This window comes from Rhodopseudomonas sp. (genome assembly GCF_013377015.1).
Classification (GTDB): domain Bacteria; phylum Pseudomonadota; class Alphaproteobacteria; order Rhizobiales; family Xanthobacteraceae; genus JARJEH01.
In genome coordinates this window covers 114,838-137,085 of the sequence record NZ_JACABA010000005.1, presented here as the reverse complement: position 1 = coordinate 137,085, position 22,248 = coordinate 114,838, and the positions used below count along the sequence as shown (strand labels likewise).

At 65.2% G+C, this 22,248-nt stretch carries 27 protein-coding genes; 16 read left to right on the top strand and 11 right to left on the bottom strand.

From position 1 onward, the window contains the following. Window positions 1–61 precede the first annotated feature (61 nt). The 8 genes from gap to HXX15_RS19460 all read left to right on the top strand — a co-directional run bounded on the left by gap (window position 62) and on the right by HXX15_RS19460 (window position 6,846). Window positions 62–1,069 carry a type I glyceraldehyde-3-phosphate dehydrogenase gene (gene gap, locus HXX15_RS19495; protein WP_296518054.1) on the top strand — a complete coding sequence of 336 codons (1,008 nt, stop codon included), beginning with the start codon at window positions 62–64 and terminating at the stop codon, window positions 1,067–1,069. 192 nt (window positions 1,070–1,261) lie between these two features. Next, window positions 1,262–2,458: a phosphoglycerate kinase gene (locus HXX15_RS19490; protein WP_296518053.1), complete on the top strand. Its 1,197-nt coding sequence runs from the start codon at window positions 1,262–1,264 to the stop codon at window positions 2,456–2,458. 69 nt (window positions 2,459–2,527) lie between these two features. Continuing rightward, window positions 2,528–2,791, top strand: coding sequence for an antitoxin MazE family protein (locus tag HXX15_RS19485; RefSeq protein ID WP_296518052.1), 264 nt, complete (start codon window positions 2,528–2,530; stop codon window positions 2,789–2,791). Continuing rightward, entirely contained in the window at window positions 2,788–3,111 is a 324-nt protein-coding gene (locus tag HXX15_RS19480; RefSeq protein WP_296518051.1) for a type II toxin-antitoxin system PemK/MazF family toxin, read from the top strand. The genes HXX15_RS19485 and HXX15_RS19480 overlap by 4 nt, the downstream gene beginning before the upstream one ends. A gap of 50 nt (window positions 3,112–3,161) precedes the next feature. Then, window positions 3,162–4,187: a class I fructose-bisphosphate aldolase gene (locus HXX15_RS19475; RefSeq protein WP_296518050.1), complete on the top strand. Its 1,026-nt coding sequence runs from the start codon at window positions 3,162–3,164 to the stop codon at window positions 4,185–4,187. 6 nt (window positions 4,188–4,193) lie between these two features. Next, a complete protein-coding gene (locus HXX15_RS19470) occupies window positions 4,194–4,871 on the top strand; it encodes a thiamine phosphate synthase (protein WP_296518049.1) in 678 nt (225 codons plus the stop codon). A gap of 5 nt (window positions 4,872–4,876) precedes the next feature. Further along, on the top strand, window positions 4,877–5,959 hold the full coding sequence (locus tag HXX15_RS19465) for a tetratricopeptide repeat protein (RefSeq protein ID WP_296518048.1): 1,083 nt from the start codon (window positions 4,877–4,879) through the stop codon (window positions 5,957–5,959). 98 nt (window positions 5,960–6,057) lie between these two features. Continuing rightward, window positions 6,058–6,846 carry an inositol monophosphatase family protein gene (locus HXX15_RS19460; RefSeq protein WP_296518047.1) on the top strand — a complete coding sequence of 263 codons (789 nt, stop codon included), beginning with the start codon at window positions 6,058–6,060 and terminating at the stop codon, window positions 6,844–6,846. 27 nt (window positions 6,847–6,873) lie between these two features. Here the strand turns inward: HXX15_RS19460 and HXX15_RS19455 are convergent, their stop codons facing one another. The 4 genes from HXX15_RS19455 to HXX15_RS19440 all read right to left on the bottom strand — a co-directional run bounded on the left by HXX15_RS19455 (window position 6,874) and on the right by HXX15_RS19440 (window position 9,849). Further along, window positions 6,874–7,299, bottom strand: a complete 426-nt coding sequence (locus tag HXX15_RS19455) for a hypothetical protein (RefSeq protein ID WP_296518046.1) — start codon at window positions 7,297–7,299, stop codon at window positions 6,874–6,876. Window positions 7,300–7,335: 36 nt separating this feature from the next. Then, the gene (locus HXX15_RS19450; RefSeq protein ID WP_296518045.1) at window positions 7,336–8,256 is read right to left on the bottom strand and encodes a U32 family peptidase; all 921 of its coding nucleotides are present in this window, start codon (window positions 8,254–8,256) and stop codon (window positions 7,336–7,338) included. 70 nt (window positions 8,257–8,326) lie between these two features. After that, a complete protein-coding gene (locus HXX15_RS19445) occupies window positions 8,327–9,304 on the bottom strand; it encodes a peptidase U32 family protein (protein WP_296518044.1) in 978 nt (325 codons plus the stop codon). Between the two features lie 2 nt (window positions 9,305–9,306). Next, window positions 9,307–9,849: an SCP2 sterol-binding domain-containing protein gene (locus tag HXX15_RS19440; protein ID WP_296518043.1), complete on the bottom strand. Its 543-nt coding sequence runs from the start codon at window positions 9,847–9,849 to the stop codon at window positions 9,307–9,309. A 113-nt stretch (window positions 9,850–9,962) separates the two neighbouring features. On the opposite strand from HXX15_RS19440, the gene HXX15_RS19435 reads away from it, so the two are divergent. Together HXX15_RS19435 and HXX15_RS19430 are read left to right on the top strand one after the other, a co-directional pair. Next, on the top strand, window positions 9,963–11,501 hold the full coding sequence (locus tag HXX15_RS19435) for a UbiD family decarboxylase (protein ID WP_296518042.1): 1,539 nt from the start codon (window positions 9,963–9,965) through the stop codon (window positions 11,499–11,501). Further along, complete coding sequence (locus HXX15_RS19430; protein ID WP_296518041.1) at window positions 11,498–12,100, top strand: UbiX family flavin prenyltransferase; 603 nt, start codon at window positions 11,498–11,500, stop codon at window positions 12,098–12,100. The genes HXX15_RS19435 and HXX15_RS19430 overlap by 4 nt, the downstream gene beginning before the upstream one ends. Window positions 12,101–12,194: 94 nt before the next feature. Here the strand turns inward: HXX15_RS19430 and HXX15_RS19425 are convergent, their stop codons facing one another. The 4 genes from HXX15_RS19425 to HXX15_RS19410 all read right to left on the bottom strand — a co-directional run bounded on the left by HXX15_RS19425 (window position 12,195) and on the right by HXX15_RS19410 (window position 14,796). Beyond that, window positions 12,195–12,398: a hypothetical protein gene (locus tag HXX15_RS19425; RefSeq protein ID WP_296518040.1), complete on the bottom strand. Its 204-nt coding sequence runs from the start codon at window positions 12,396–12,398 to the stop codon at window positions 12,195–12,197. Window positions 12,399–12,471: 73 nt separating this feature from the next. Next, a complete protein-coding gene (locus tag HXX15_RS19420) occupies window positions 12,472–12,660 on the bottom strand; it encodes a hypothetical protein (protein ID WP_296518039.1) in 189 nt (62 codons plus the stop codon). 292 nt (window positions 12,661–12,952) lie between these two features. Then, window positions 12,953–13,978: a cyclopropane-fatty-acyl-phospholipid synthase family protein gene (locus HXX15_RS19415; RefSeq protein ID WP_296518038.1), complete on the bottom strand. Its 1,026-nt coding sequence runs from the start codon at window positions 13,976–13,978 to the stop codon at window positions 12,953–12,955. Beyond that, window positions 13,975–14,796, bottom strand: coding sequence for a DUF1295 domain-containing protein (locus tag HXX15_RS19410; protein ID WP_296518037.1), 822 nt, complete (start codon window positions 14,794–14,796; stop codon window positions 13,975–13,977). The genes HXX15_RS19415 and HXX15_RS19410 overlap by 4 nt, the downstream gene beginning before the upstream one ends. Before the next feature lie 203 nt (window positions 14,797–14,999). Here HXX15_RS19410 and HXX15_RS19405 point away from each other — a divergent pair, with 203 nt between their 5' ends. From HXX15_RS19405 to HXX15_RS19385, 5 genes are all read left to right on the top strand, one after another. After that, entirely contained in the window at window positions 15,000–16,007 is a 1,008-nt protein-coding gene (locus HXX15_RS19405) for a flagellar motor protein MotA (protein ID WP_296518036.1), read from the top strand. A 214-nt stretch (window positions 16,008–16,221) separates the two neighbouring features. Further along, a complete protein-coding gene (locus HXX15_RS19400) occupies window positions 16,222–17,247 on the top strand; it encodes a peptidoglycan -binding protein (RefSeq protein ID WP_296518035.1) in 1,026 nt (341 codons plus the stop codon). A gap of 134 nt (window positions 17,248–17,381) precedes the next feature. Continuing rightward, window positions 17,382–17,831, top strand: a complete 450-nt coding sequence (locus tag HXX15_RS19395; RefSeq protein WP_296518034.1) for a GNAT family N-acetyltransferase — start codon at window positions 17,382–17,384, stop codon at window positions 17,829–17,831. 124 nt (window positions 17,832–17,955) lie between these two features. Beyond that, entirely contained in the window at window positions 17,956–18,186 is a 231-nt protein-coding gene (locus tag HXX15_RS19390; RefSeq protein WP_296518033.1) for a hypothetical protein, read from the top strand. Next, window positions 18,183–18,470, top strand: coding sequence for a type II toxin-antitoxin system RelE/ParE family toxin (locus HXX15_RS19385; protein ID WP_296518032.1), 288 nt, complete (start codon window positions 18,183–18,185; stop codon window positions 18,468–18,470). Before HXX15_RS19390 ends, HXX15_RS19385 begins: the two co-directional genes overlap by 4 nt. 3 nt (window positions 18,471–18,473) lie before the next feature. Here HXX15_RS19385 and HXX15_RS19380 read toward each other — a convergent pair whose 3' ends face one another. Continuing rightward, window positions 18,474–20,360 (bottom strand): ABC transporter transmembrane domain-containing protein, encoded by a 1,887-nt coding sequence (locus HXX15_RS19380; protein ID WP_296518031.1) that lies wholly within the window; start codon window positions 20,358–20,360, stop codon window positions 18,474–18,476. A 177-nt stretch (window positions 20,361–20,537) separates the two neighbouring features. Between HXX15_RS19380 and rpmE the strand changes: the two genes are divergently transcribed. Then, window positions 20,538–20,765 (top strand): 50S ribosomal protein L31, encoded by a 228-nt coding sequence (rpmE, locus tag HXX15_RS19375; protein ID WP_296518030.1) that lies wholly within the window; start codon window positions 20,538–20,540, stop codon window positions 20,763–20,765. Window positions 20,766–21,018: 253 nt separating this feature from the next. On the opposite strand, the gene HXX15_RS19370 is transcribed toward rpmE, so the two are convergent. Both HXX15_RS19370 and HXX15_RS19365 read right to left on the bottom strand, forming a co-directional pair. Next, window positions 21,019–21,528 (bottom strand): DUF1465 family protein, encoded by a 510-nt coding sequence (locus HXX15_RS19370; protein WP_296518029.1) that lies wholly within the window; start codon window positions 21,526–21,528, stop codon window positions 21,019–21,021. Window positions 21,529–21,958: 430 nt separating this feature from the next. Beyond that, complete coding sequence (locus tag HXX15_RS19365) at window positions 21,959–22,150, bottom strand: DUF1192 domain-containing protein (RefSeq protein ID WP_296518028.1); 192 nt, start codon at window positions 22,148–22,150, stop codon at window positions 21,959–21,961. Window positions 22,151–22,248 lie beyond the last annotated feature (98 nt).

Here is a 22,248-nt window from a genome sequence, read left to right as displayed (position 1 = left end):
GCGCAAGAATGAGACTTAAGCGCCATAAGAATGGATATCATTAGCACCAAGGAGAAGTTGAATGGCAGTTCGGGTGGCGATCAATGGGTTTGGCCGCATCGGCCGCAACGTGTTGCGGGCGATTTATGAGGCCGGACGCGACGATATCGAGGTCGTCGGCATCAACGATCTCGGACCGGTCGAGACCAACGCCCACCTGCTGCGCTTCGACTCCGTGCATGGCCGATTTCCCGGCACCGTGACGGTCGATGGCGACACCATCGACATCGGCAAGGGCAAGATCAAGGTCACCGCGGTCAAGGACCCCTCGGCGCTGCCCTACAAGGATCTCGGCGTCGACATCGCGCTGGAATGCACCGGCATCTTCACCGCCCGCAACAAGGCGGCATTGCTGCTGACCGCCGGCGCCAAGCGCGTGCTGGTCTCGGCGCCGTCCGACGGTGCAGACGCCACCATCGTATTCGGCGTCAACCACGACAAGCTGACCCGCGACCACATGGTGGTCTCCAACGGCTCCTGCACCACCAACTGCCTGGCCCCGGTCGCCAAGGTGCTGAACGACCTGGTCGGTATCGAGACCGGCTTCATGACCACGATCCACGCCTATACGGGCGACCAGCCGACGCTCGACACCATGCACAAGGACCTCTATCGCGGCCGCGCCGCGGCGATGTCGATGATCCCGACCTCGACCGGTGCGGCCAAGGCGATCGGCCTGGTGCTGCCGGAGCTGAAGGGCAAGCTCGACGGCGTCGCGATCCGAGTGCCGACCCCGAACGTTTCGGTGGTCGATCTCAAGATCATCGCCAAGCGCACCACCACCAAGGAAGAGATCAACGAGGCGATCAAGCGCGCCGCCGATCAGGAAATGAAGGGCATCCTCGGCTACACCTTCGCCCCCAACGTCTCGATCGACTTCAACCACGACCCGCACTCGTCCACCTTCGCGATGGACCAGACCAAGGTCCAGAACGGCACGCTGGTGCGGGTGATGTCCTGGTACGACAATGAATGGGGCTTCTCCAACCGCATGGCCGACACCGCCGTGGCGATGGGCAAGCTGATCTAAGAAGCCGACAATAAGAAGCGCACCGGCCTCATGGTTCGAGACGCGGGCTTCGCCCGCTCCTCACCATGAGGAGAACCACCTCATCCCGAGGAGCGTTTGCTCCTCGCCGCTAGAACAATCCCTCATCCTGAGGAGCCGAGCGCAGCGAGGCGTCTCGAAGGATGAGACCCGCGGGCAACGACGAGCAGAGTCATGACAAAATCCTTCCGCACCCTCGATGACGTCGATGTCAAAGGCAAGCGCGTGCTGCTGCGCGTCGATCTCAACGTGCCGATGGACAAGGGCGTCGTCACCGACGCCACCCGCCTCGAGCGCGTCGCGCCGACCATTCTCGAGATCTCCGACAAGGGCGGCCGCGTCATCCTGCTGGCACATTTGGGCCGGCCCAAGGGCCGCGATCTGAAGGACACGCTGAAGCCGGTCGCCGCGGCCCTGGCCGAGGTACTCAAGCACCCGGTCGGGTTCGTCGACGACTGCATCGGCCATGACGTCGCCGACAAGGTCGCGGCGATGAAGGACGGCGACATCCTCTGCCTTGAAAACACCCGGTTCCACGCCGGCGAGGAAAAGAACTTCCCCGCCTTCGTCGAGGAACTGGCCAAGCTCGGCGACATCTGGGTCAACGACGCGTTCTCGGCGGCGCATCGCGCTCATGCCTCCACCGAAGGCCTCGGCCACAAGCTCCCCGCCTATGCCGGCCGCACCATGCAGGCCGAACTCAGCGCGCTGAACAAGGCGCTGGAAGCGCCGACCCATCCGGTGATCGCCATCGTCGGCGGCGCCAAGGTCTCCAGCAAGATCGACCTTCTCGAAAACCTGGTCAGCAAAGTCGACGCGCTGGTGATCGGCGGCGGCATGGCCAACACCTTCCTGCACGCGCAGGGCGTCGGGGTCGGCAAGTCGCTGTGCGAAAAGGATCTGGCGGCGACCGCGCTGCGGATCCTCGCCAAGGCCGAGGCCGCCAACTGCGCCATCATTCTGCCGGTCGACGCCACGGTGGCGTATCACTTCGAGGCCAACGCGCCGTCGTTTGCGTATGGGCTCGACGCGATCCCGCCCGACAGCATGATCCTCGACGTCGGCCCGCGCTCGATCGAGCGGATCAATGCGGCGATCGACGACGCCAAAACGCTGGTCTGGAACGGCCCGGTCGGCGCCTTCGAACTGACGCCGTTCGATCGCGGCACCGTGGTCGCGGCGCAGCACGCGGCGGCCCGCACCAAAGCCAAAAAGCTGATCTCGGTCGCCGGCGGCGGCGACACCGTGGCGGCGCTGAACCACGCCGGCGTCGCCGACGATTTCAGTTACATTTCCACCGCCGGCGGCGCGTTCCTGGAGTGGATGGAAGGCAAGCCGCTGCCGGGCGTCGAGGTGCTGCGGGCAAGGTGACCCCGGGTTGAACTCTCGCCGGGCTCGGCATATGTTACATGTAACGTCTTCGGCGCACGGATGGACGGCATGGACGAGACTGCAGGTCCCGCTGGCAAGACCAGCAAGCACGCGACCGCACGCCGCAAGGAAACTGCGCAGCGTGTGCGCAAGCACCGCGAGAAGATGAAGGCGATGGGGCTGAAGCCAGTGACGATCTGGGTTCCCGATATCAATTCGCCTGAGTTCAAGGCGCAGATTGCCCGGGACATCGCGATCATCAACGCCGATGCCGACAGCCAACTCGTCATGCAGCAGATGCTTTCGGTCGCGGACTTCAGTGACTGGGTATGAAGCAAGGCGACATTATTGCCGTTGCACTGCCCGGAGACTACGGCAAACCGCGCCCCGCTGTCGTCATCCAATCGGATGCGTTTCAGCATCTGAACTCGGTCACCATCTTGCCGCTCACGGGCCACGTCCTCAGCCTTGAAAGATGCCGCGTCGTCATCGGACCGTCCGAAGAAAACGGGCTCAGGGAAATCTCACAGGTCATGGTCGAGAAAGCCAGTACGGTTCCGCGACACAAGGCCGGCCAATTGATCGGCCATCTGTCCTCGGACGACATGACCGCGGTCAATCGCGCCCTCGCCATTTTCTTAGGGTTTGTCTAATAGCCAGCCGATGTTCCCAACAACCAAGAAACCACCCCTGGAGACACACGATGAATCTCGCCGACCTCAACAAGATTGCCACAGCCATGGTGGCGCCCGGCAAGGGCCTGCTCGCCGCGGACGAATCCTCCGGCACCATCAAGAAGCGGTTCGACGTGATCGGTGTGGAATCCAACGAGGACTCCCGGCGCGACTACCGCGAGATGATGTTCCGCTCCAAGGACGCAATGACGCACTACATCTCCGGCGTCATCCTGTACGACGAGACGATCTGGCAGAACGCTAAGGACGGCACGCCGCTGATCAAGCTGATCGAGGCCGCCGGTTCCATCCCCGGCATCAAGGTCGACGAAGGCACGCAGCCGCTTCCGAACTGCCCGGGCGAGTTGATTACCGTCGGGCTCGACAAGCTCGCCGAGCGGCTGGCCAAATATTACAAGCAGGGCGCGCGCTTTGCGAAATGGCGCGCGGTGCTCGACATCGGGGCCGGGATTCCGAGCTATGCGGCGATCCACACCAATGCCCACGCGCTGGCGCGCTACGCAGCGCTTTGCCAGGCAGCGCAGATCGTGCCTATCGTCGAGCCGGAAGTACTGATGGACGGCGACCACGACATCGACCGCTGCTTCGAAGTCACCGAATTCGCCCTCAAGGAAACATTCCAGCAGCTCTATTATCAGAAGGTGGCGCTGGAAGGCATGATCCTGAAGCCCAACATGGCGATCGCCGGCAAGAAATCAGCCAAGCAGGCAAGCGTCGACGAAGTCGCAGAAAAGACGGTGCGGCTGTTGAAGCGCTGCGTGCCGGCGGCGGTACCGGGGATCGCCTTCCTGTCCGGCGGCCAGTCCGACGAGGACGCCACCGCGCATCTCGACGCCATGAACAAGATCGGCGGCCTGCCGTGGCCGCTGACGTTCTCCTACGGCCGCGCGTTGCAGGCGGCGCCGCAAAAGGCATGGTCCGGCAAGACTGAGAATGTCGCCGCCGGCCAGCAGGCGTTCACCCACCGGGCGCAGATGAATTCGCTCGCCAGCAAGGGCGAGTGGAAATCCGCTCTGGAGAAGAAGGCAGCTTAACTTCGAATGGCCACGAAACCCGCACCGACGCGACCGGCGCCGCGACTTTATCTCGCGACGCCGGTGCTTGACGATCCGTCATCGCTGCTCGCCACCCTGCCGGCATTGCTGGCCGGCGCCGACGTCGCGGCGGTGTTGTTGCGGCTCAAGCTGACCGATCAGCGCAGCATGATCACGCTGGTCAAGGCGCTGGCGCCGGCGATCCAGAATGCCGGCGCGGCGGTGCTGCTCGATGGCCACGCCGAACTGGTGGCGCGGGCCGGCGCCGACGGCGCGCATCTCGACGGCGTCGAGGCGATGCAGGAATGGCTGCCGCATCTGAAGCCCGACCGGATCGCCGGCGTCGGCGGCCTGGCGACCCGCCATGATTCGATGATGGCGGGCGAGGCCGGCGCCGATTACGTGCTGTTCGGCGAGCCCGACAAGGACGGCAACCGGCCCTCGATTGAGGCGATCGCCGATCGGCTGCAATGGTGGGCCGAACTGTTCGAGCCGCCCTGCGCTGGCTATGCGGTCTCGTGCGAGGAGGCGTTCGAATTCGCCGCCGCCGGCGCCGATTTCGTGCTGGTCGGCGATTTCATCTGGGCCGATCCGCGCGGCGCTGCGGCGGCGCTGGCCGATGCCGCCGAGGCGATCGCAAAGGGCTTTGCCTCGCCCGGCGCATTCAGGCTCATGCAGGAATAACCGGGATGAAGACCCTGCATCTGATTTCGACGGTGGCGGCAGCGCTGCTGCTGGCGCACAGCGCGGCGGCACAGATCTCGCTCGCACCGCCCCCGGCCAATCCTTTCCCGAAGCCGATCGAGCCGGAAAAGCCGAGACCCAAGCCAAAACCGAAGTCGAAGCCGGCCGCCGAAACCAAAAAGCCCGACGCCGCGAAGCCGGCGACCGACAAGCCCGCCGCCGACAAGGCGTCGACGCCGCCGGCCGAGGACCCCAATGCCGATCTGGTCTACGCCGCCTATCAGCGCGGCCAGTACAAGACCGCGTTCGATCTCGCCAACAAACGCGCGCAGGAGGAGAATGATACCAAGGCGATGACCATGCTGGGCGAGCTTTACGCCAACGCGCTCGGCATCAAGCGCGACTTCACCAAGGCGGTCGAGTGGTACAAGCGCGCCGCCGACCTCGGCGACCGCGAGGCGATGTTCGCGCTGGCGATGATGCGGATGGCCGGACGTGGCGGCCCGGTCGACCGCGAGGACGCCGCCAAGTGGCTGGCCTCCTCCGCCAAGCTAGGTAATCCGAAGGCGGCATACAATCTGGCGCTGCTCTACATCGACGGCCATACCTTCCCGCAGGACCTCAAGCGCGCCGCCGAATTGCTGCGGCTGGCGGCCGACGCCGGCAATCCCGAAGCGCAATACGCACTGGCCACCTTCTACAAGGAAGGCACCGGGGTTCCGAAGAGCGACGACCAAGCGGTGCGGCTGCTGCAGGCGGCCTCGCTCGCCGGCAATGTCGACGCCGAGGTCGAATACGCCATCGCGCTGTTCAACGGCACCGGAACCTCGAAGAACGAAGCCGCCGCTATCGCGCTGCTGCGCAAGGCGGCGCAGCAGAACAACCCGATCGCTCAGAACCGGCTGGCGCGCGTGCTGGTGACTGGGCAAGGCACGCCGATCGATCGGACCGAAGGGCTGAAGTGGCACCTGGTCGCGAAAACCGCGGGCAAGGGCGACCTGATGCTCGACGAGGCGCTGGCGCAGCTCACCCCCGACGAGCGGACCAAGGTGCAGGAGGCCGCGCGCAAATGGCTGGGCGGCAAATGATCCGCCTTGACGCAGCCACCGTCGCAGGGCACCCCTGAGCCGAAATCCCGCCCCTTTCCCAGCCCTGACCTGACGCTCAGGTCGCCTTGAGCCGAGACATGCTGCATTCAGCCCTCATGAACGTCATGGTGAAAGCCGCGCGCCGCGCCGGCCGCAGCCTCAAGCGCGATTTCGGCGAGATCGAGAACCTCCAGGTCTCGCTGAAAGGCCCGGCGAATTTCGTCTCCCTCGCCGACAAGCGCGCCGAGGAGATGCTGTATGCCGATCTCGCCAAGGCGCGGCCGGGCTACGGCTTCATCGGCGAGGAAGGCGGCATCCGCGAGGGCGACGACAAGACCCACACCTGGATCGTCGATCCGCTCGACGGCACCACCAACTTCCTGCACGGCATTCCGCAATTCGCGATCTCGATCGGGCTGCAGCGCGAAGGCGTGATGATCGCCGGCCTGATCTACAACCCGGCGAATGAAGAGCTGTACATGGCCGAGCGCGGCAAGGGCGCGTTCATGAACGACCAGCGCCTGCGCGTCGCCGCACGCCGCCAGCTCAATGACTGCGTGATCGCCTGCGGCCTGCCGCATCTCGGCCGCGGCGACTTCGCACAGAACCAGCGCGAGATGGCCGCGCTGCAGCCGAAGGTGGCGGGCCTGCGCCGGTTCGGCGCCGCCTCGCTCGACCTCGCCGCGGTCGCGGCCGGCCGGTTTGACGGGTTCTGGGAGCGCAATTTGTCGCCCTGGGATCTCGCCGCGGGCGTCGTCATGATCCGCGAAGCCGGCGGCGTGGTCGGCGACATCCACGGCGGCGACGTACTGAAGACCGGCAACGTGGTCTGCGGCAATGAATACGTTCACGGCGAGCTGGTGAAGATTCTCAAGCCACTGGGCTAGGCGGCGGCGTTCCGGCGCGTCGTCAGATCAATCCGGCCTCGCGCATTGCGGCGACCATTGCGCCATCAGGGTTTCCAGCTTCTCGGGTTCGTCCGGGGCGAACTCCGCCCTGACCCGGTCCATCTCGCGCAGCGCCGCCGAGCCGGCGACCGCGGTGAGGCTGATCTCGTCGAACAGCTGCGCCATTTCCGAGAAGACACTGCGGTCGGCCTCGTCGTCGCCGAGATGATCGAGCTCGGACAATAGCGCCAGCGACGCGGCGATCCGCTGCTTCTGGTCGCGGGCGCGGAGCAGGAAGCGCTTCGACATCCGCCGCGCCTCCTGATTGAGGAAACGGTCGAACGCCGAGCACAGCATCTCGCGGCAATGCCCGTCCATGTTGGACTGGGTGATTACCGCCCGCATTCGCTCCATCAATTCGAGCGCTTCGCTGTCGGCACCGTGGTCAGCCATCGCGAAACCCCGCGCTGTTGCTCGATTCCCGCGCGGCTACGCGACCGGTGCGATCCGATGAACTTCGCCGGCGCCGGCGACGAAGGTGGAGCCCGGCTTGGCATAGAGGAAGCCGTTGGCGACCGGAATCGGATAGACCCGCGTCAATTCATCGGCGCCCTGCGCGGCGTCCAGCCTGCCGTCGATCACGTCGCGGAACAGCTGCGCCACCGCCACCATGTCGCATTGCTGCGGCGACAGCCGCAGCGCGCCGACGCCGGCGTCGTCGAGTTTCACGATGTCGCCGAGCAGGCTGGTGCAGGCGTAGGCCAGCGTCTGCACGCCATTCATCGCCAGAAACGGCTCGTCATCGAGCGTCGTCACCGCCAGCCCGTCGGGGTCCTGCTCGCAGACGAATTTGCAATTATCCTTCGACAGCTTGTTGAGCCGGGCGTGATAGCAGCGCGCCGAGATCGCCAGCGGCGCGCGGCCGAAGCCGAATACCTCGAAGGTGGTGTCGGGCTGCGACTTGGCGATGGTGCGGATCGCCGACAGCGGCAATTCCGGCGGCAGGCAGATCCGCTGCGCGCCGCGCGAGACGAAGAACTTGGCCGCGGCCTCGTTGTAGATGTTGACGAATGGGCCGATCGCATGCGGTCGGCCGCCGAGCATGCCGAGGCAGGATAGGTCGTTCACCTCCATGGTGAACTCCTCGGCCGCCGCCAGTTCGGCCATCGCCTTGCGCTCGCGCACCAGCGACATCAGCGTCAGCGACCCCATCAGCACCTGCTTGCCGCACGCGGTCAATCGCTCGACCACCGCCGGGATATGTTCCTCGAGGAACGGCGAGCGTTTCGAGCAGACGATCTCGCCGACCACCACGGTGTCGACCGGGGCTTCCTCGGCGATGCGAAAATAGAAATCGCGCCACAGCTCCGGCTTCCAATTGTAAAGCACCGGTCCAAGAGTGAGTTGCATGTTCCGCCTCACCGTAAGTTGCGTGACCACGGCGACGCCAAGCGCGTTGCCAAGTTGTTGTCGGGTGATGTTATCGCCAAGTCTTTTTGTAAGCGCCGACCGTGGTCGACTGGCCTTCGCTGAGCCCGTTGAGCTCGTCCGCCGGAATCGGCCGACCCTCCTCGAGCGCGATCAGCGCGTGCCGGAAGGTCTTGACCACGCGTTCGATATAGGCCCGGCCGCGCTGCCGACCCTCGATCTTCAGCGCCGACACCTTGGCCTTGCGTAGCTCCGGCAGCATCGTGGTGGCGTCCAGACTGGCGGGATCCTCGAACAGATAGCCGCAGCCCTCGTCGGTCTGATAGCGGCCCTTGCACAACGTCGGATAGGCCGCCGCCTCGCCCTTGGCGAATTTGTTGATGGTGAAATTGCCGAGCCGCGAGATCAGCGCGCCGTTCTCCTCGCGATACTGGATCGCGCCCGCCGGCGAACACACCCCGTCCATGTTCGGCGACTTGCCGGTGGCGTAGGAAGACAGCGAGCAGCGGCCCTCCTCCATCACGCACAGCCCGCCGAAGATGAACACTTCGGTCTCGCAGTCGACCTCCCTGGTGATCGCTGCGATCTCCGGCACGCTGAGCACGCGCGGCAGCACCACGCGCTTGGCGCCGAACGATTCGACATAAAACCGGATCGAATCCGGATTGGCGGCGGCGGCCTGCACCGAGACGTGCAGCCGCTGCTGCGGATGGGTCCGCGCCACGTAGTCCATCACCCCGACGTCGGCGACGATCAGCGCGTCGGCCTCGCATTCGACCGCGTCATCGACCGCGCGGCGCCACAAGTCGACATTGCCGGCGCGGGCGAAGGTGTTGATCGCGACCAGCACCTTGACGCCGTAGCGATGCGCATGGGCGATCGAGTCGCGCATTTCCTCGCGGTTGAAATTCAGCCCGGGAAAGTTGCGCGCATTGGTCTCGTCGTTGAAGCCGCAATAGATCGCGTCGGCGCCAGCGCCGACCGCGTCGTGCAGCGCCGCCGGAGTGCCGGCCGGGCAAATCAGTTCCATGTCTATCCTCCGCCTCCGACGCCCATCTCCTGGCGGAACGACGGCGGAGCTACCAGCCCGCGCAGCAACCGCTCGATCGGCGTTGCCAACGGCCCGAGCCACGCCACCGATTCGGCGAGAAAATCGACGCGGGAGTCATCGATTGCATTGCGCAGCGCCACCACCGCTTCCATGTCGCCGTCGATCTGAATGTCGCGCGAGAAGAACAGCGCGTCGCCGTCATAGGAGCCGTCGGTCATGCCGATCAGCGCCGACAGCGGCCCCGCGATCCGGGCGTCGACCCCGGGCGGCAGCGTCCGCACCACCGTGACCCGCGGATTCATCCGCCGCGGCTCCAGCACGAAGGCCAGCGGCAGGTCGGTCGGGTCAAGACCGTAGCGCTTGCCGGTGTGCGAACCGAGACGATCGAAAATGCGCGGATGGCGACTGCGGATCTCGCGCAGGCAGATGCCGAGCAGCAGCTGCAGCGGCAACAGCGGAAGCACCCGCGACGCCAGAGCGACCGGCATGGGCATCCTGGAGACGGACGAGTTGGATACCGACATGAGGCCACCTTTGAGTGATCCGGTTACCACCCGATGGCCGAAGAGTTCTTTGCGCGGGATCAAAGACACCGCAAGGTCGCCATGCTGACCAGAGTTGTCCGTACGGAGACACCATGCTGAGCCGCGTCAAACCGCCTTTCCCGGACCTGCGCGCCTTCAGCGCCTATCTGGAATCCCGCGGCCAGTTGCTTCGGATTCGCAAACCGGTCTCGGTGGTTCACGACCTCACCGAAATCCATCATCGTGTGCTGGTGGCCGGCGGACCGGCGCTGTTGATCGAACATCCGGTCAAGGCCGACGGCACCCGCTCCGAGATGCCGATGCTGGTCAACCTGTTCGGCACCGTCGAACGGGTCGCTTGGGGATTCGGCATCGAACCGCAGAATCTGTCGGCGCTCGGCGAAGCGCTGGCGGAGATGCGCGAACCGGCGCCGCCGCAAAGCCTGACCGATGCGCTGAGCAAGCTACCGATGGCGCGCGCCGCATTATCGATGCGGCCCAAAATGGCGAAATCGGCGCCGGCGCAGAGCGTGGTGCTGACCGGCGACCAGATCGACCTCGGCCGATTGCCGGTGCAGATCCCGTGGCCCGGCGAGCCGGCGCCGCTGATCACCTGGCCGCTGGTGTTTACCCGTCCGCCGCCGGGCGCGTCCGGCACCGACAATGTCGGGGTCTACCGGATGCAGGTGCTCGGCCGCGACCGCGTCATCATGCGCTGGCTGGCGCATCGCGGCGGCGCCAAGCATCATCACCAGTGGAAGGCGCAGAATCGCGACATGCCGGTCGCGGTGGTGATCGGCGCCGATCCGTCGATGATCCTGTCGGCGGTGCTGCCGCTGCCGGAGAACATCTCCGAGATCAAGTTTTCCGGACTGCTGCGCGGCGAGCGGCCCAATATGACGCCCTGCGTCAGCGTGCCCCTGGCGGTGCCGGCCGACGCCGAGATCGTGCTCGAGGGCTTCGTGTCGCCGACCGAGACCGCGCCGGAAGGTCCCTATGGCGACCACACCGGCTATTACAACGCGGTCGAGGAATTTCCAGTGATGCGGCTTACGGCGATCACGATGCGCCGCGATCCGATCTACCTGTCGACCTTCACCGGGCGGCCGCCGGACGAGCCGTCGCGGATCGGCGAGGCGCTCAACGACGTGTTCCTGCCGGTGGCACGGCGGGCATTTCCCGAGATCGTCGATCTGTGGCTGCCGCCGGAAGCCTGCTCCTACCGGATCGCGGTGGCGTCGATCAGCAAGCGCTATCCCGGCCAGGCGCGACGGCTGATGATGGGGCTGTGGTCGATGCTGCCGCAGTTCAGCTACACCAAGCTGTTGATCATCGTCGACGACGACGTCAATGTCCGCGACTGGGCCGATGTGATGTGGGCGGTGTCGACCCGCTCCGATCCGTCACGCGATCTGGTGTCGATCGCCGACACCCCGATCGATTACCTTGATTTTGCTTCGCCGAAACCGAGCCTGGGCGGCAAGCTCGGCATCGACGCCACCAACAAGATCGGCGCCGAGACGGCGCGGGAATGGGGCAAGGTGCTGGAGATGGACAAGGCGGTGATCGCCCGGGTCGACGCGATGTGGTCCAGCCTCGGGCTCGGTCCCGGGCTCGCCGCGCACCCGCTTCAGCGCAGGCACAGCTCATGAGCGGACCGCATCGCGTCATCGTCGGTATCAGCGGCGCGTCCGGCGCCGCGGTCGGACTCCGCGTCGTCGAACTGCTCGCCGCCACCGACTGCGAGATCCATCTGGTGGTCTCGGCGGCGGCGGAGCGTACTGTCGCCTACGAGGTCGGCGCCTCGGCTTTGGCGGAGGCCACCGCCCTGGTCCATCGTCGTCACGGCATCAACGATGTCGGCGCCAGCATCGCGTCGGGATCATTTCGGACCGCCGGCATGATCGTGGCGCCGTGCTCGATCCGGTCGATGTCGGCGATCGCCACCGGCAATCTCGACAATCTGCTGGTCCGCGCCGCCGACGTGCAACTGAAGGAGCGCCGCCGCCTGGTGCTGATGCTGCGCGAAAGCCCGCTGCATCTCGGACATATCCGCGCCATGGCGCAGGCCACCGAGAGCGGCGCTATCGTGGCGCCGCTGTCGCCAGCGTTCTATCTGCGGCCGCACTCGTTGCAGGAGTTGATCGACCACATGGCGATGCGGGCGATCGGGCTGCTCGGGATCGAAGAGCTGTGCATCGCCGCGCCGGAATGGTCAGACGACACCCCGCCGACCTGCCCGAAGGCGTAAGCGGCGGGCCAGCCTGACGGACCAATGCTGGCTGGCCGCAATGGCGGTCGCCCGTTGCTCTGGCGATCGATCGAAATGCTTGGTGAGAAGCCGTTCAGGCCGCCGCGGGCTGCGAACCGCAGGCGACATCCTCATGGGGCCGCCAATCTTCTGCCCGCTCGTCCCAATAATGCGCGTCGTCGAACCGCTTCCAGTGCGGCGTCTCGGCCGTGGCTTCGCGGCCACCCGCGATCAGCCCCGCAATGGCGATCAGTCCGACCAGCAGATAGATTCCTGCGATCAATGCAATAATAGTCAAGGCGTCATCTCCACTGTCTGGCGCCCGCCGTTCTGCCGGCGGGGCATGGTTGTCGAAGATTTCAAGAAGCCGACTAGCCGAACCAGCCGAAGCGCCGCGCGCTGATCGGCTTCACCAACGCCAACGGAACCGCCGGTTCAGGCTGCGGTTGACGCGGAAACACGTGCTGCCAGACGTCGTCCAACACCAGATACGCGATCACCGCGGGGCCGACACCACAAGCCAGGAACAAGACCAGCGATCCGAGGGAATCCAGATACACGTCACACCTCACCATTGTCGTTGTGTCGACAAACTAGAAAAAATACCGCTGGGTGACATTGCGTGGGATCAATTTTGCAGCGCCGCAATCGATCGACGCCGGCGATTAGTTCGCTGTAGTTAGTTGATCGTTAAGCCGAACTTTTCCCGTTCACGAATTGGCAAGCACTTCGCTCACCGGGTTGTGATCGGGCAAGTCGGCGCACGACATCGTTGCGGAACCCCGCGCCGATTCCATACGGCGCCTCATCGTCAGGCAACAATCCGAGGGATGATCCTGCGCGTGAGGCTTGTCACGCCGCCTTCATGCGATAATGGCTGACGCCCCACTCGCTGCCGTCGGCGTAGCCGAACAGGCCGGAGGTGGCGAGGAAGAACCAGCGCCAGCGCCGCATCCACAGCGCGGTTTCGCGGCCATAGACCGGGCGCAGGATGCTGCCGATGTCGCGACGATGCGCGTCGAAATTCGTCAGCCAGTCTTCCGCCGTGCGCTGATAATGCTTACCGCTCCAGCGCCATTCTTTCTCGACCTCGAACAGGTCGGCATATTGCCGGATCAGATGATGGCTCGGCATCACCCCGCCGGTGAAGAAATGCTGCGCGATCCAGTCCTCGGCGTCGGCGCGGTCGAACAAATAGGCGCCGGAACGATGGGTGAAAATATGCATGAAGAACCGGCCGTCCGGCCGCAGCCACGACCGCAGCCGGATCATCAATTCGCGCCAGTTCATCATGTGCTCGAACATTTCGACCGACACGATGCGATCGAATTTCGCGCCGGGGTCGAAATGATTCATGTCGCGCGTCACCACGCGCAGATTGCTCAGGCCGCGCGCCGCGGCCGCGGTTTCGATGTACTCGCGTTGCGATGCCGAATTCGACACCGCGACGATGCGGGCGTTGGGAAACTGCCGCGCCATCGTCAGCGACAGCGAACCCCAGCCGCAACCGAGTTCGAGGATCGACTGGCCGTCGGCGAGATCGGCGTGCTCGATGGTCTGCCGCAGCGCTTCCTCTTCGGCCTCCTGCAGCGTCGACTGCGGCTCCTTGTAGAAGCACGACGAGTATTTGCGGTTCGGTCCGAGGACCTTGCCGAAGAACGCCGCCGGCACTTCGTAGTGCTGGGCGTTGGCGGCGTCGGCATGTTCGGCGATGGCGCGCGCCGCCATCTCGCGTGCGAACGCGGCGTCGGCTTCGGGATTGCCCAGCGCGAGCTTGGTCGCAGTTCGTGTACACAGCCGCCGGATCGCGGTGCGGATCACGATGTCAGGCGGAGGAACGTGTTCGGCGGCGCCGATGATGGCTGAGACCAGGCTCATGGCGTGGCCCGCCTTGGCGGCAGCGGAAAGAACTTGCTGGTACGGGCCTGATACTCTTTGTAACGATCCCCGCGCGACAGCAACATCTGCTCCTCCAGCGGCGGGATCCCGGTGACGTTGACCAGAATCCAGTACATGAACAGCGGCGCCAGCAGCGTCGCGAAGCCCCAGGGATAGGACAGCGGATCGCCGAGCGAGATCGCGATCACCGGATAGGCCAGCCAGCCGAACCATTCGAAGAAGTAGTTGGGATGCCGCGACCACCGCCACAGCCCGACATCGCAGACCCTGCCCTTGTTGCCGGGGTCGGCGCGGAAGGATTTGAGCTGCGCATCAGCCAGCCCCTCGCCCGCAATCCCGCCGGCGAGAATCGCGACGCCGAGGAAATCCTGCAAGCGCAAGCCGTCGAGCGGGAAACGCGCCGCGACGAAGATCGCAAGCACCAGCGGGATCGATCCCAACGCCTGGTTCTGCAGGAACAGGAACATCTTGCGCGGCGCGTCGGCGCCCCATTCGCCGGCGAAGGCGGCGTAGCGCGGATCGTCCTTGATGCCGCGGGTGCGCGCCGCAATGTGCGAGCCGAGCCGCACCGCCCAGACCGCGACCAGCGCCGCCACCAGCCATTGCCGGGCATTGGGCGCGGCACCCGCCACCGGCCACAGCGCCGACGCAGCGCCTACCAGGCCGGTCGAAAACGTCCAGATCGTATCGACCCAGCCGGAATTGCCGGTTTTCTGTTGCACCACCCAGGCAATCGCCATCAATGCGCAAAGCGCCAGCGCAATTGCCGCCAGCGCCTCGATATACAAAACTGTCATTCACTGCCCCGCCCGCCCGCACCGTCGGATCATCCGACCGGTTGAAACGGCTCAAGATACGTCCTGTTCCGCATCGGGTTTCAATCGGGAGTTCCAGACGGTCAGACGGTAGCGGAAAACCGTGGCCGGCGTCTTTCTTCCACGCCGCGCTGTGCCATATTGGTGCGCAACGGCTCTCCTCGCAACGCAAGATGAACCGCACGATGGCGCCAAGCCCCTCTCCCCGTTCAGCGATCGAGATCGAATTCAGCAAGCTGTCGTCACCGCGGATCTTTCTGGTGCGGATGTCGGTGTTTCTGGTTCTGTGCACGCTGCTGCTTGTGGTGCTGTACAAGCAGATCGTCATCGCGTTCTTCGCCAACCCCGGGCTCAATGGGCTGATCGGCGCGGTGCTGGCGATCGGCATCGTGTTGTCGTTCCGCCAGGTGATCCGGCTCTATCCCGAGGTCGCGTGGGTCAACAATTTCCGGATCGCGGACCCGGGGCTGGCGCTCGACCGCCGCCCCACGCTGCTGGCGCCGATGGCGGCGATCCTCGGCGGCGAGCGTAGCGGCCGGATGTCGATCTCGCAGCAGACCATGCGGCATCTGCTCGACTCGATCGCCACACGGCTCGACGAGGCCCGCGACATCTCGCGCTACATGACCGGGCTGCTGGTATTCCTCGGCCTGCTCGGCACGTTCTGGGGCCTGATCGAGACCGTCGGATCGGTCGGCAAGGTGATCGACGGGCTGAAAGTCGGCGGCGACGCCGGTTCGCTGTTCGATACGCTGAAGGAGGGTCTGGCCGCACCGCTCGGCGGCATGGGAATTTCGTTCTCGTCGTCGCTGTTCGGACTTGCCGGGTCGCTGATCCTCGGTTTCCTCGATCTGCAATCGAGCCAGGCGCAGAACCGGTTCTACACCGATCTGGAGGACTGGCTGGCGTCGACCGTACGCGAATATGCCGGCGACCCCGCGGTGGCCGGCGGCGGTGAGTTGCAGGGGGCGATCGAGCGGCTGCGGCTGGCCATCGAGGACGGCGGCGCCAACCGCTCCACCACCGCGGCGATGGCCAATCTGGCCGACGCGATCCAGAGCATGGTGGCGCATATGCGCAACGAGCAGCAGATGATCCGCGAATGGGCCGACGCGCAGGGAGAACAGAACCGCGAGATCAGAGCCTTGCTCGAGTGGATCGCGCGCCAGCCGGAAAAGAATGTGGAGCGATGATGTTGCTGGACAGGCCGCGGTCAGTCCTTTGCCTCTCCCCGCGCGCGGGGAGAGGTCAACAGGATGAGTGTAGCGAAGCCGGTCGGGTGAGGGGGCGCCTCATCGAGTCAGACGTCGCGGCTACGCCCCCTCACCCCACCCCTCTCCCCGCAAGCGGGGCGAGGGAGCGCACCGCGGTTGTCGCATCGCTGCCCTCCAATTTGGGTATCAACTGATGGGGCTGGCCCGCGGACGCCGCAACGATCCCGGATTCAACTACTGGCCCGGCTTCGTCGATGCGTTGTCGACGCTGGTGCTGGCGATCGTGTTCCTGCTGTCGGTGTTCCTGGTGGTGCAGTTCTTCCTGTCGCAGGAGGTCACCGGCAAGGACAAGGCGCTGGAGGAGCTCAACGCCAAGCTGGCGCAGCTCAACGACATGCTGTCGCTGGAAAAGCTCGGCAAGCTCAATCTCGACGATCAGCTGTCGCAGCTGCGCGCCGGCCTCGCCTCGGCGGTAGCCGAGCGCGACCGCGTCAAGGGCCTGTATGACGGCCTCGCCGGCGCCGGCAACGACGCCGCCGGCCGCGCCGGCGAGCTCAACAGGGCGCTGGATTCCGAGAAGCAACTCTCCGCCCGCGCGCTGGCGCAGGTCGAGGTGCTGAACCAGCAGATCAGCGCGCTGCGCCGCCAGCTCGCGGCACTCGAGGAGGCGCTGGAGGCCTCGGAGAAGCGCGACAAGGAATCCCAGGGCAAGATCGCCGATCTCGGCCAGCGGCTCAACGTGGCGCTGGCGAAACGGGTGCAGGAACTGTCGCGCTATCGTTCCGAATTCTTCGGTCGGCTACGCGCGATCCTCGGCAACCGGCCCGACGTCCGCATCGTCGGCGATCGCTTCGTGTTCCAATCCGAAGTTTTCTTCGACACCGGCCAGGCGTTGCTGTTGCCCGAAGGCCGCGCGGAGCTCGACAAATTGGCCTCCGCGCTGATCGATCTCGACAAGCAAATCCCGAGCGAGATCGCCTGGGTGCTGCGGGTCGACGGCCACACCGACGTGCGGCCGATCGCCGGATTGTTCAAATCGAACTGGGAATTGTCGAGCGCGCGCGCGATCTCGGTGGTGCAGTATCTGATCTCGCTCGGGGTACCGGCACAGCGGCTGGTGGCGGCCGGCTTCGCCGAATTTCAACCACTGGATACCGCCGCGACCGAAGAGGCCTACAAGCGCAACCGTCGGATCGAATTGAAGCTGACGGAACGCTAGTAGCTACACCTCGTAGTAATACGAGGCGTCCTATTTTGCACGCGACCGGGCTTGACCCGGTAATTCCACCAAGTAGACCGGGAACCTGAAGATGGAATGCCCGAATCAAGTCCGGGCCTGATGGTCGTGCCCCGATGAGTTCCCGCTTTCATCTTCGTCCGTATCGCTCCGACGACGAACAGGCCGCGATCGCGCTGTGGCAGCGCACCTGGCAGGTCGCCTACCCCGAGATCGACTTCGCCGCGCGGCTCGATTGGTGGCGCGAGCGCTGGCGCCGCGAGATGGTACCGCAGTCGGCGATCATCGTTGCCGAAGAGGCCGGCGCGCTGGTTGGCTTCGTCACCATCGACGCCTCCGGCTATCTCGACCAGATCGTGGTGGCCCCGGAGGCGTGGGGTTCGCGGCTCGGCGATACGCTGATGGGAGAGGCCAAGCGGCTGTCCCCGGATCGCGTCACCCTGAAGGTCAACGCCGACAATGCCCGCGCCATCCGGTTCTACCAGCGCCACGGATTCCTTCAGATCGGCGAAGCGGAGCTGAATTCCTCGGGACGGCCGGTGCTGAATATGGAATGGAAGGCGTAGCCAACGCTGTCCTGGACGATGCGGTTTCGCGGAACATGACGGTGATAGGTATTTTCGTGGATACGGCCCAGTCGATCCGAACCGCGAACTTCCATCTCGGCTCCAAAACCTTTAGTCTGAAGGCATGACCAAGCTCTTGGATCAAGCCGTTGAGATCGCGCGTGCGCTGCCGCCGCAGGTTCAGGACGACATCGCTCGCGTCGTCATGCAGCTCGCCGGAGACGACAAGGCGGCGCCTGTGACGTTATCGGCCGACGAGCGCGTGGCGGTCGTCGCCTCGAAGGCGGCGGCGGTGCGCGGCGAATTCGCCAGCGACGCGCAGGTCCGGGCAGTGTGGGCCAAGCACGGGCTGTGAGGCTGCGCTATACAGCGCCAGCGCTCGCCGATCTTGCTTCGATCCTCGACCATATTGCCGCCGAGTCGCCGCAAGGCGCAAAACACGTCCAGGGCCGTATCCGGTCGATCATCGATCTGCTGACGACTCATCCGCGGATCGGTAGGCGCACCGATGATCCCGCGGTTCGCCGCTTGATGACGTCACCGTATCCTTATCTGGTTTTCTACGAGATCGACGGAGACGAAATCATCGTCCACGCGGTCCGCCGCGTGGCACGCGATCCCTCACTGCCGATTCGCTGAGCCTTACGCCGCCTCGAATTGCAGCTTGGCCAGCCGGGCGTAGAGGCCGCCCTTGGCGACCAGTTGGGCGTGGGTGCCCTGCTCGACGATCTTGCCCTGCTCCATCACCAGAATGCGGTCACAGGACAGCACGGTGGCGAGCCGATGTGCGATCACCAGCGTGGTGCGGTGGCGCATCAGTTCCTGCAGCGCGGTCTGCACCAGCACCTCGCTTTCGGCGTCGAGCGACGAGGTCGCCTCGTCCAGTAGCAGCAACGGCGCATCGCGCAGGATCGCGCGGGCGATCGCGATGCGCTGGCGCTGGCCGCCGGACAGCGTCACGCCACGCTCGCCGAGCTGCGCCTCGAAGCCGTTCGGCAGCCGGCGGATGAATTCGGTGGCGTGGGCCTGATCGGCGGCGCGTTCGACCTCGGCGTCGCCGGCATCTTCGCGGCCGAACCGGATATTGTCCCGCGCGGTCGCGGCGAACACCACGGAATCCTGCGGCACCAGCGCGATCCGCTCGCGCACCTCGCGCGGATCGGCGGCGCTGATCGCCACGCCATCGAGCGAAATCGTGCCGCTCGACGGATCGTAGAACCGCAGCAGCAGGTGAAACAGCGTGCTCTTGCCGGCGCCGGAAGGACCGACGATCGCCACCTTCTCGCCGGCTCGCACCGACAGCGAGACGTGATCGAGCACCAACGTATCCGGCCTCGTCGGATAGGCGAAGCTGACATTGTCGAGCACCACGTCGCCGCGCGCCGGCGTCGGCAGCGCCCGCGGCTGCGCCGGCACCGCGACCGCGGGCTTGACCCGCAGGATCTCGAACAACCGTTCCGCGGCGCCCGACGCCGCCGAAACCTCGCCCCAAACCTCGCTGAGTTGGCCGAGGCTGGAGGCGGCGAACGCCGCATAGAGCACGAACTGGCCGAGCCGGCCCGGGCTGATGTGGCCGGTGACGACGTCGTGCGAGCCGACCCAGAGGATCGCCACCACGCTCGAGAACACGATGAAGATGATGATCGCGGTGAGAAGCGCGCGGGCTTTGGTCGAGCTGCGCGCCGCCTCATAGGCCTGCTCGACCTCGCCGCCGAACCGCGCCTTCGCCAGGCTCTCATTGGTGTAGGCCTGCACCACCCGGATCGCGCCGATCAGTTCCGACGCATAGGCCGACGCATCGGCGAGGGTGTCCTGCGCGTTGCGCGACAGCCGGCGCACCCAGCGTCCGAACGCCACCAGCGGCAGCACGATCAGCGGGATCGCCGCCAGCACGAAGCCGCTCAATCGCGGACTCGAAATCACCATCATCGCCATCGCGCCGACGAACAGCATGATGTTGCGCAGCGCGATCGACACCGAGGCGCCGACTGCGGACTTGATCTGGGTGGTGTCGGCGGTCAGCCGCGAGATCAGCTCGCCGCTGCGGGCGGAATCGAAGAAGCTCGGCGACAGCGCAGTCAGATGCGCAAACACGTCGCGGCGCAGATCGGCGACGATCCGCTCGCCGATCGTCATCACCAGATAGTAGCGCGCCGCGCTGGCCAGCGCGAGCACCGCCACGATCGCCAGCATCACGCTGAAGTAGCTGTTGATCAGCGCGATGCCTTCGGGGCTGAAGCCGAAATCGATCAGCCGTCGTACCGCGAGCGGCACCACCAGCGTGGTCAGCGCCGCGACGATCAGCGCCGCCAGCGCCAGCAGCGCGCGGCCGCGATAGCGCGCCACGTAGGGCAACAGCGCCAGCAGCGGACGCAACCGGCCGCGCTTCGCCTCGACCTGCTCCACGGGAGCATCGGCGACCAGCGGCCCCACTCGCGGCCCGACATTCTCCGTCGCAGCAATCGCCTCGAGCGACAACGCAATCGCTGCCGCAGGAGGCTCGGTCTCGCGCTGTTTCGCCGACTTCATCGAATTTCCTGTCACGTCATTCTAGACCGCTTCCAGACGGTCTCAATTAGGCCGCCCAGCCGCCGCTGGCAAATCCGGGCGACACCTTGTCTTGACAGCGGTCCTGCGATATAGAACCGCGCAAATCCGCCCTCACCAACGCCGTTATGCAGGCGCCGACGCGCCGAAGGATGTCCCATGAAAGCCGAAATTCACCCGAATTATCATAATATTACGGTGGTCATGACGGACGGCACCGAATATCTGACGCGCTCCACCTGGGGCAAGGAAGGCGACAAGCTGAACCTCGACATCGATTCCAAGTCGCATCCGGCCTGGATCGGCGGCCAGCAGCAGATGCTGGATCGCGGTGGCCGGGTCTCGCGTTTCCAGAAGAAGTTTTCGGGCTTCCTCAAGAAAGATTGATTGTTCGTCAGGATTTTCCTGGCCGGAACCGCAACGCCCTGGCTCATGCCGGGGCGTTTTGCGTTGCGCGTGACAAAGCCGATAGATCCGTCATTCCGGGGCGTGAGCAGCGTAGCTGCGAACGAACCCGGAATCTTGCCGGCCGGACAAGCGGCGAGATTCCGGGTTCGCTCGGCCTGCGGCCTCGCGCCCCGGAATGACGGCCTGCTCCAGAGTGACGGCGTACCAACGAACGACCGCACCAGCTCTGCGGTCAGCCCTCGAACGCCGCCTTCAGCCGGTTGAGCTGCGGCACCAGCGGATTGCCGATCGGCGCCCGCTCGCTTGACGCGTGCATGGTGTTGTCGAGGCGGCGGACCTTGGACTGCAGGCTCATCGAGCGGGCGATCAGTTCCTGCAGCTGCTCCGGAAGACGTTCGAGCATATCGTCGGCGCCAGGATCGGCGGCCGAAAGCTTGACCTTGGTCTTTTCCCGATTGGCCTGCACCAGCGTCATCTCGCCTTCCTTGACGGCGCGGTGCAGCAGCAGCCAGGAGGCGAGCTGCATCAGCCGGGTGGTTAGCCGCATGCTTTCGGTGGCGTAGGTCAGGCTGACGGCGCGATCCAGCGCCTTGGCCTCGGCGCGGCCGGCGCCGTCGAGATAGGCCGCGGTCTCCTCGACCAGATCCATGCCTTCCCGGAACAGGACGCCGAACGCGGCGGAGTTCGTCAATCGCTCGCTGAACTGAACGAGCGCGGCTTCGCTATGCGAATGGTCCGACATGGTTAACGCCTCACGCAACTTGTTACACCGCCGGCTTCGATCGGCACCGGCTTATGATGAACAAATCATTGCGCGCCCGCGGCCGGGAGTCCAGCGGCGACGTCGGCAAAGGTTAACACGGTCTCCTGAGCGGTGACGAAACCGTGACAGCCAAAAAAAAGAGCCGCCGTTTCCGGCGGCTTTAAAGTTGGTAACAGGGAGGCGTCAAAACAGAGTGGACAGGAGCCACTCGGTCCAAAAGATGGACAATGAAGTAATACCTCGGAAGGCTTAACGTCGCGTAAACGAGCGGTTTTGTTGGGACTTTGTTTGCCATCCCGCGCCGCTGTGCCGAAACGACACAACGCTATCGTAGGCGGGTAGTGCCGGCCGAATGGCGACTACGAAGCCGTCTTCCGATCTCTACTCGCCGTTCGAGGTCTTCCGCCACTCAGGTCTTGAAAAACCGATCGGCAGCGTCGCGGGTGGCGCGCTTCATGGTCTGCGCCGATTGCAGCCGCGCGATCTCGGCGGTCAATAGCGCAATACGGTCGCCAAGTTCCTCGACCGACAGCAACGACAGATCCTGTCCGATCTCGTGGCTGATTTTCTTTCGCGGTTTGTCGTCGTCGTCGATCGCCATCTTGTCTGTCCTGCCACTACGCGGTTCCGGACGTGGTTGCCAGCCACGCCGCGGCTGTCTAATCAGGGGCAGCTTCGCCCGCCCCTGCCAAGGACAAA

Coding starts and splice junctions, on each gene's coding strand:
- HXX15_RS19445 (WP_296518044.1), bottom strand. CDS start 9,304: ATGGAACTGATTTGCCCGGCCGGCACTCCGGCGGCGCTGCACGACGCG.
- HXX15_RS19485 (WP_296518052.1), top strand. CDS start 2,528: ATGGACGAGACTGCAGGTCCCGCTGGCAAGACCAGCAAGCACGCGACC.
- HXX15_RS19415 (WP_296518038.1), bottom strand. CDS start 13,978: ATGAGCCTGGTCTCAGCCATCATCGGCGCCGCCGAACACGTTCCTCCG.
- HXX15_RS19455 (WP_296518046.1), bottom strand. CDS start 7,299: ATGGCTGACCACGGTGCCGACAGCGAAGCGCTCGAATTGATGGAGCGA.
- HXX15_RS19365 (WP_296518028.1), bottom strand. CDS start 22,150: ATGGCGATCGACGACGACGACAAACCGCGAAAGAAAATCAGCCACGAG.
- HXX15_RS19390 (WP_296518033.1), top strand. CDS start 17,956: ATGACCAAGCTCTTGGATCAAGCCGTTGAGATCGCGCGTGCGCTGCCG.
- HXX15_RS19370 (WP_296518029.1), bottom strand. CDS start 21,528: ATGTCGGACCATTCGCATAGCGAAGCCGCGCTCGTTCAGTTCAGCGAG.
- gap (WP_296518054.1), top strand. CDS start 62: ATGGCAGTTCGGGTGGCGATCAATGGGTTTGGCCGCATCGGCCGCAAC.
- HXX15_RS19450 (WP_296518045.1), bottom strand. CDS start 8,256: ATGCAACTCACTCTTGGACCGGTGCTTTACAATTGGAAGCCGGAGCTG.
- HXX15_RS19490 (WP_296518053.1), top strand. CDS start 1,262: ATGACAAAATCCTTCCGCACCCTCGATGACGTCGATGTCAAAGGCAAG.
- HXX15_RS19380 (WP_296518031.1), bottom strand. CDS start 20,360: ATGAAGTCGGCGAAACAGCGCGAGACCGAGCCTCCTGCGGCAGCGATT.
- HXX15_RS19405 (WP_296518036.1), top strand. CDS start 15,000: ATGGCGCCAAGCCCCTCTCCCCGTTCAGCGATCGAGATCGAATTCAGC.
- HXX15_RS19400 (WP_296518035.1), top strand. CDS start 16,222: ATGGGGCTGGCCCGCGGACGCCGCAACGATCCCGGATTCAACTACTGG.
- HXX15_RS19460 (WP_296518047.1), top strand. CDS start 6,058: ATGCTGCATTCAGCCCTCATGAACGTCATGGTGAAAGCCGCGCGCCGC.
- HXX15_RS19410 (WP_296518037.1), bottom strand. CDS start 14,796: ATGACAGTTTTGTATATCGAGGCGCTGGCGGCAATTGCGCTGGCGCTT.
- HXX15_RS19395 (WP_296518034.1), top strand. CDS start 17,382: ATGAGTTCCCGCTTTCATCTTCGTCCGTATCGCTCCGACGACGAACAG.
- HXX15_RS19475 (WP_296518050.1), top strand. CDS start 3,162: ATGAATCTCGCCGACCTCAACAAGATTGCCACAGCCATGGTGGCGCCC.
- HXX15_RS19480 (WP_296518051.1), top strand. CDS start 2,788: ATGAAGCAAGGCGACATTATTGCCGTTGCACTGCCCGGAGACTACGGC.
- HXX15_RS19430 (WP_296518041.1), top strand. CDS start 11,498: ATGAGCGGACCGCATCGCGTCATCGTCGGTATCAGCGGCGCGTCCGGC.
- HXX15_RS19440 (WP_296518043.1), bottom strand. CDS start 9,849: ATGTCGGTATCCAACTCGTCCGTCTCCAGGATGCCCATGCCGGTCGCT.
- rpmE (WP_296518030.1), top strand. CDS start 20,538: ATGAAAGCCGAAATTCACCCGAATTATCATAATATTACGGTGGTCATG.
- HXX15_RS19470 (WP_296518049.1), top strand. CDS start 4,194: ATGGCCACGAAACCCGCACCGACGCGACCGGCGCCGCGACTTTATCTC.
- HXX15_RS19465 (WP_296518048.1), top strand. CDS start 4,877: ATGAAGACCCTGCATCTGATTTCGACGGTGGCGGCAGCGCTGCTGCTG.
- HXX15_RS19435 (WP_296518042.1), top strand. CDS start 9,963: ATGCTGAGCCGCGTCAAACCGCCTTTCCCGGACCTGCGCGCCTTCAGC.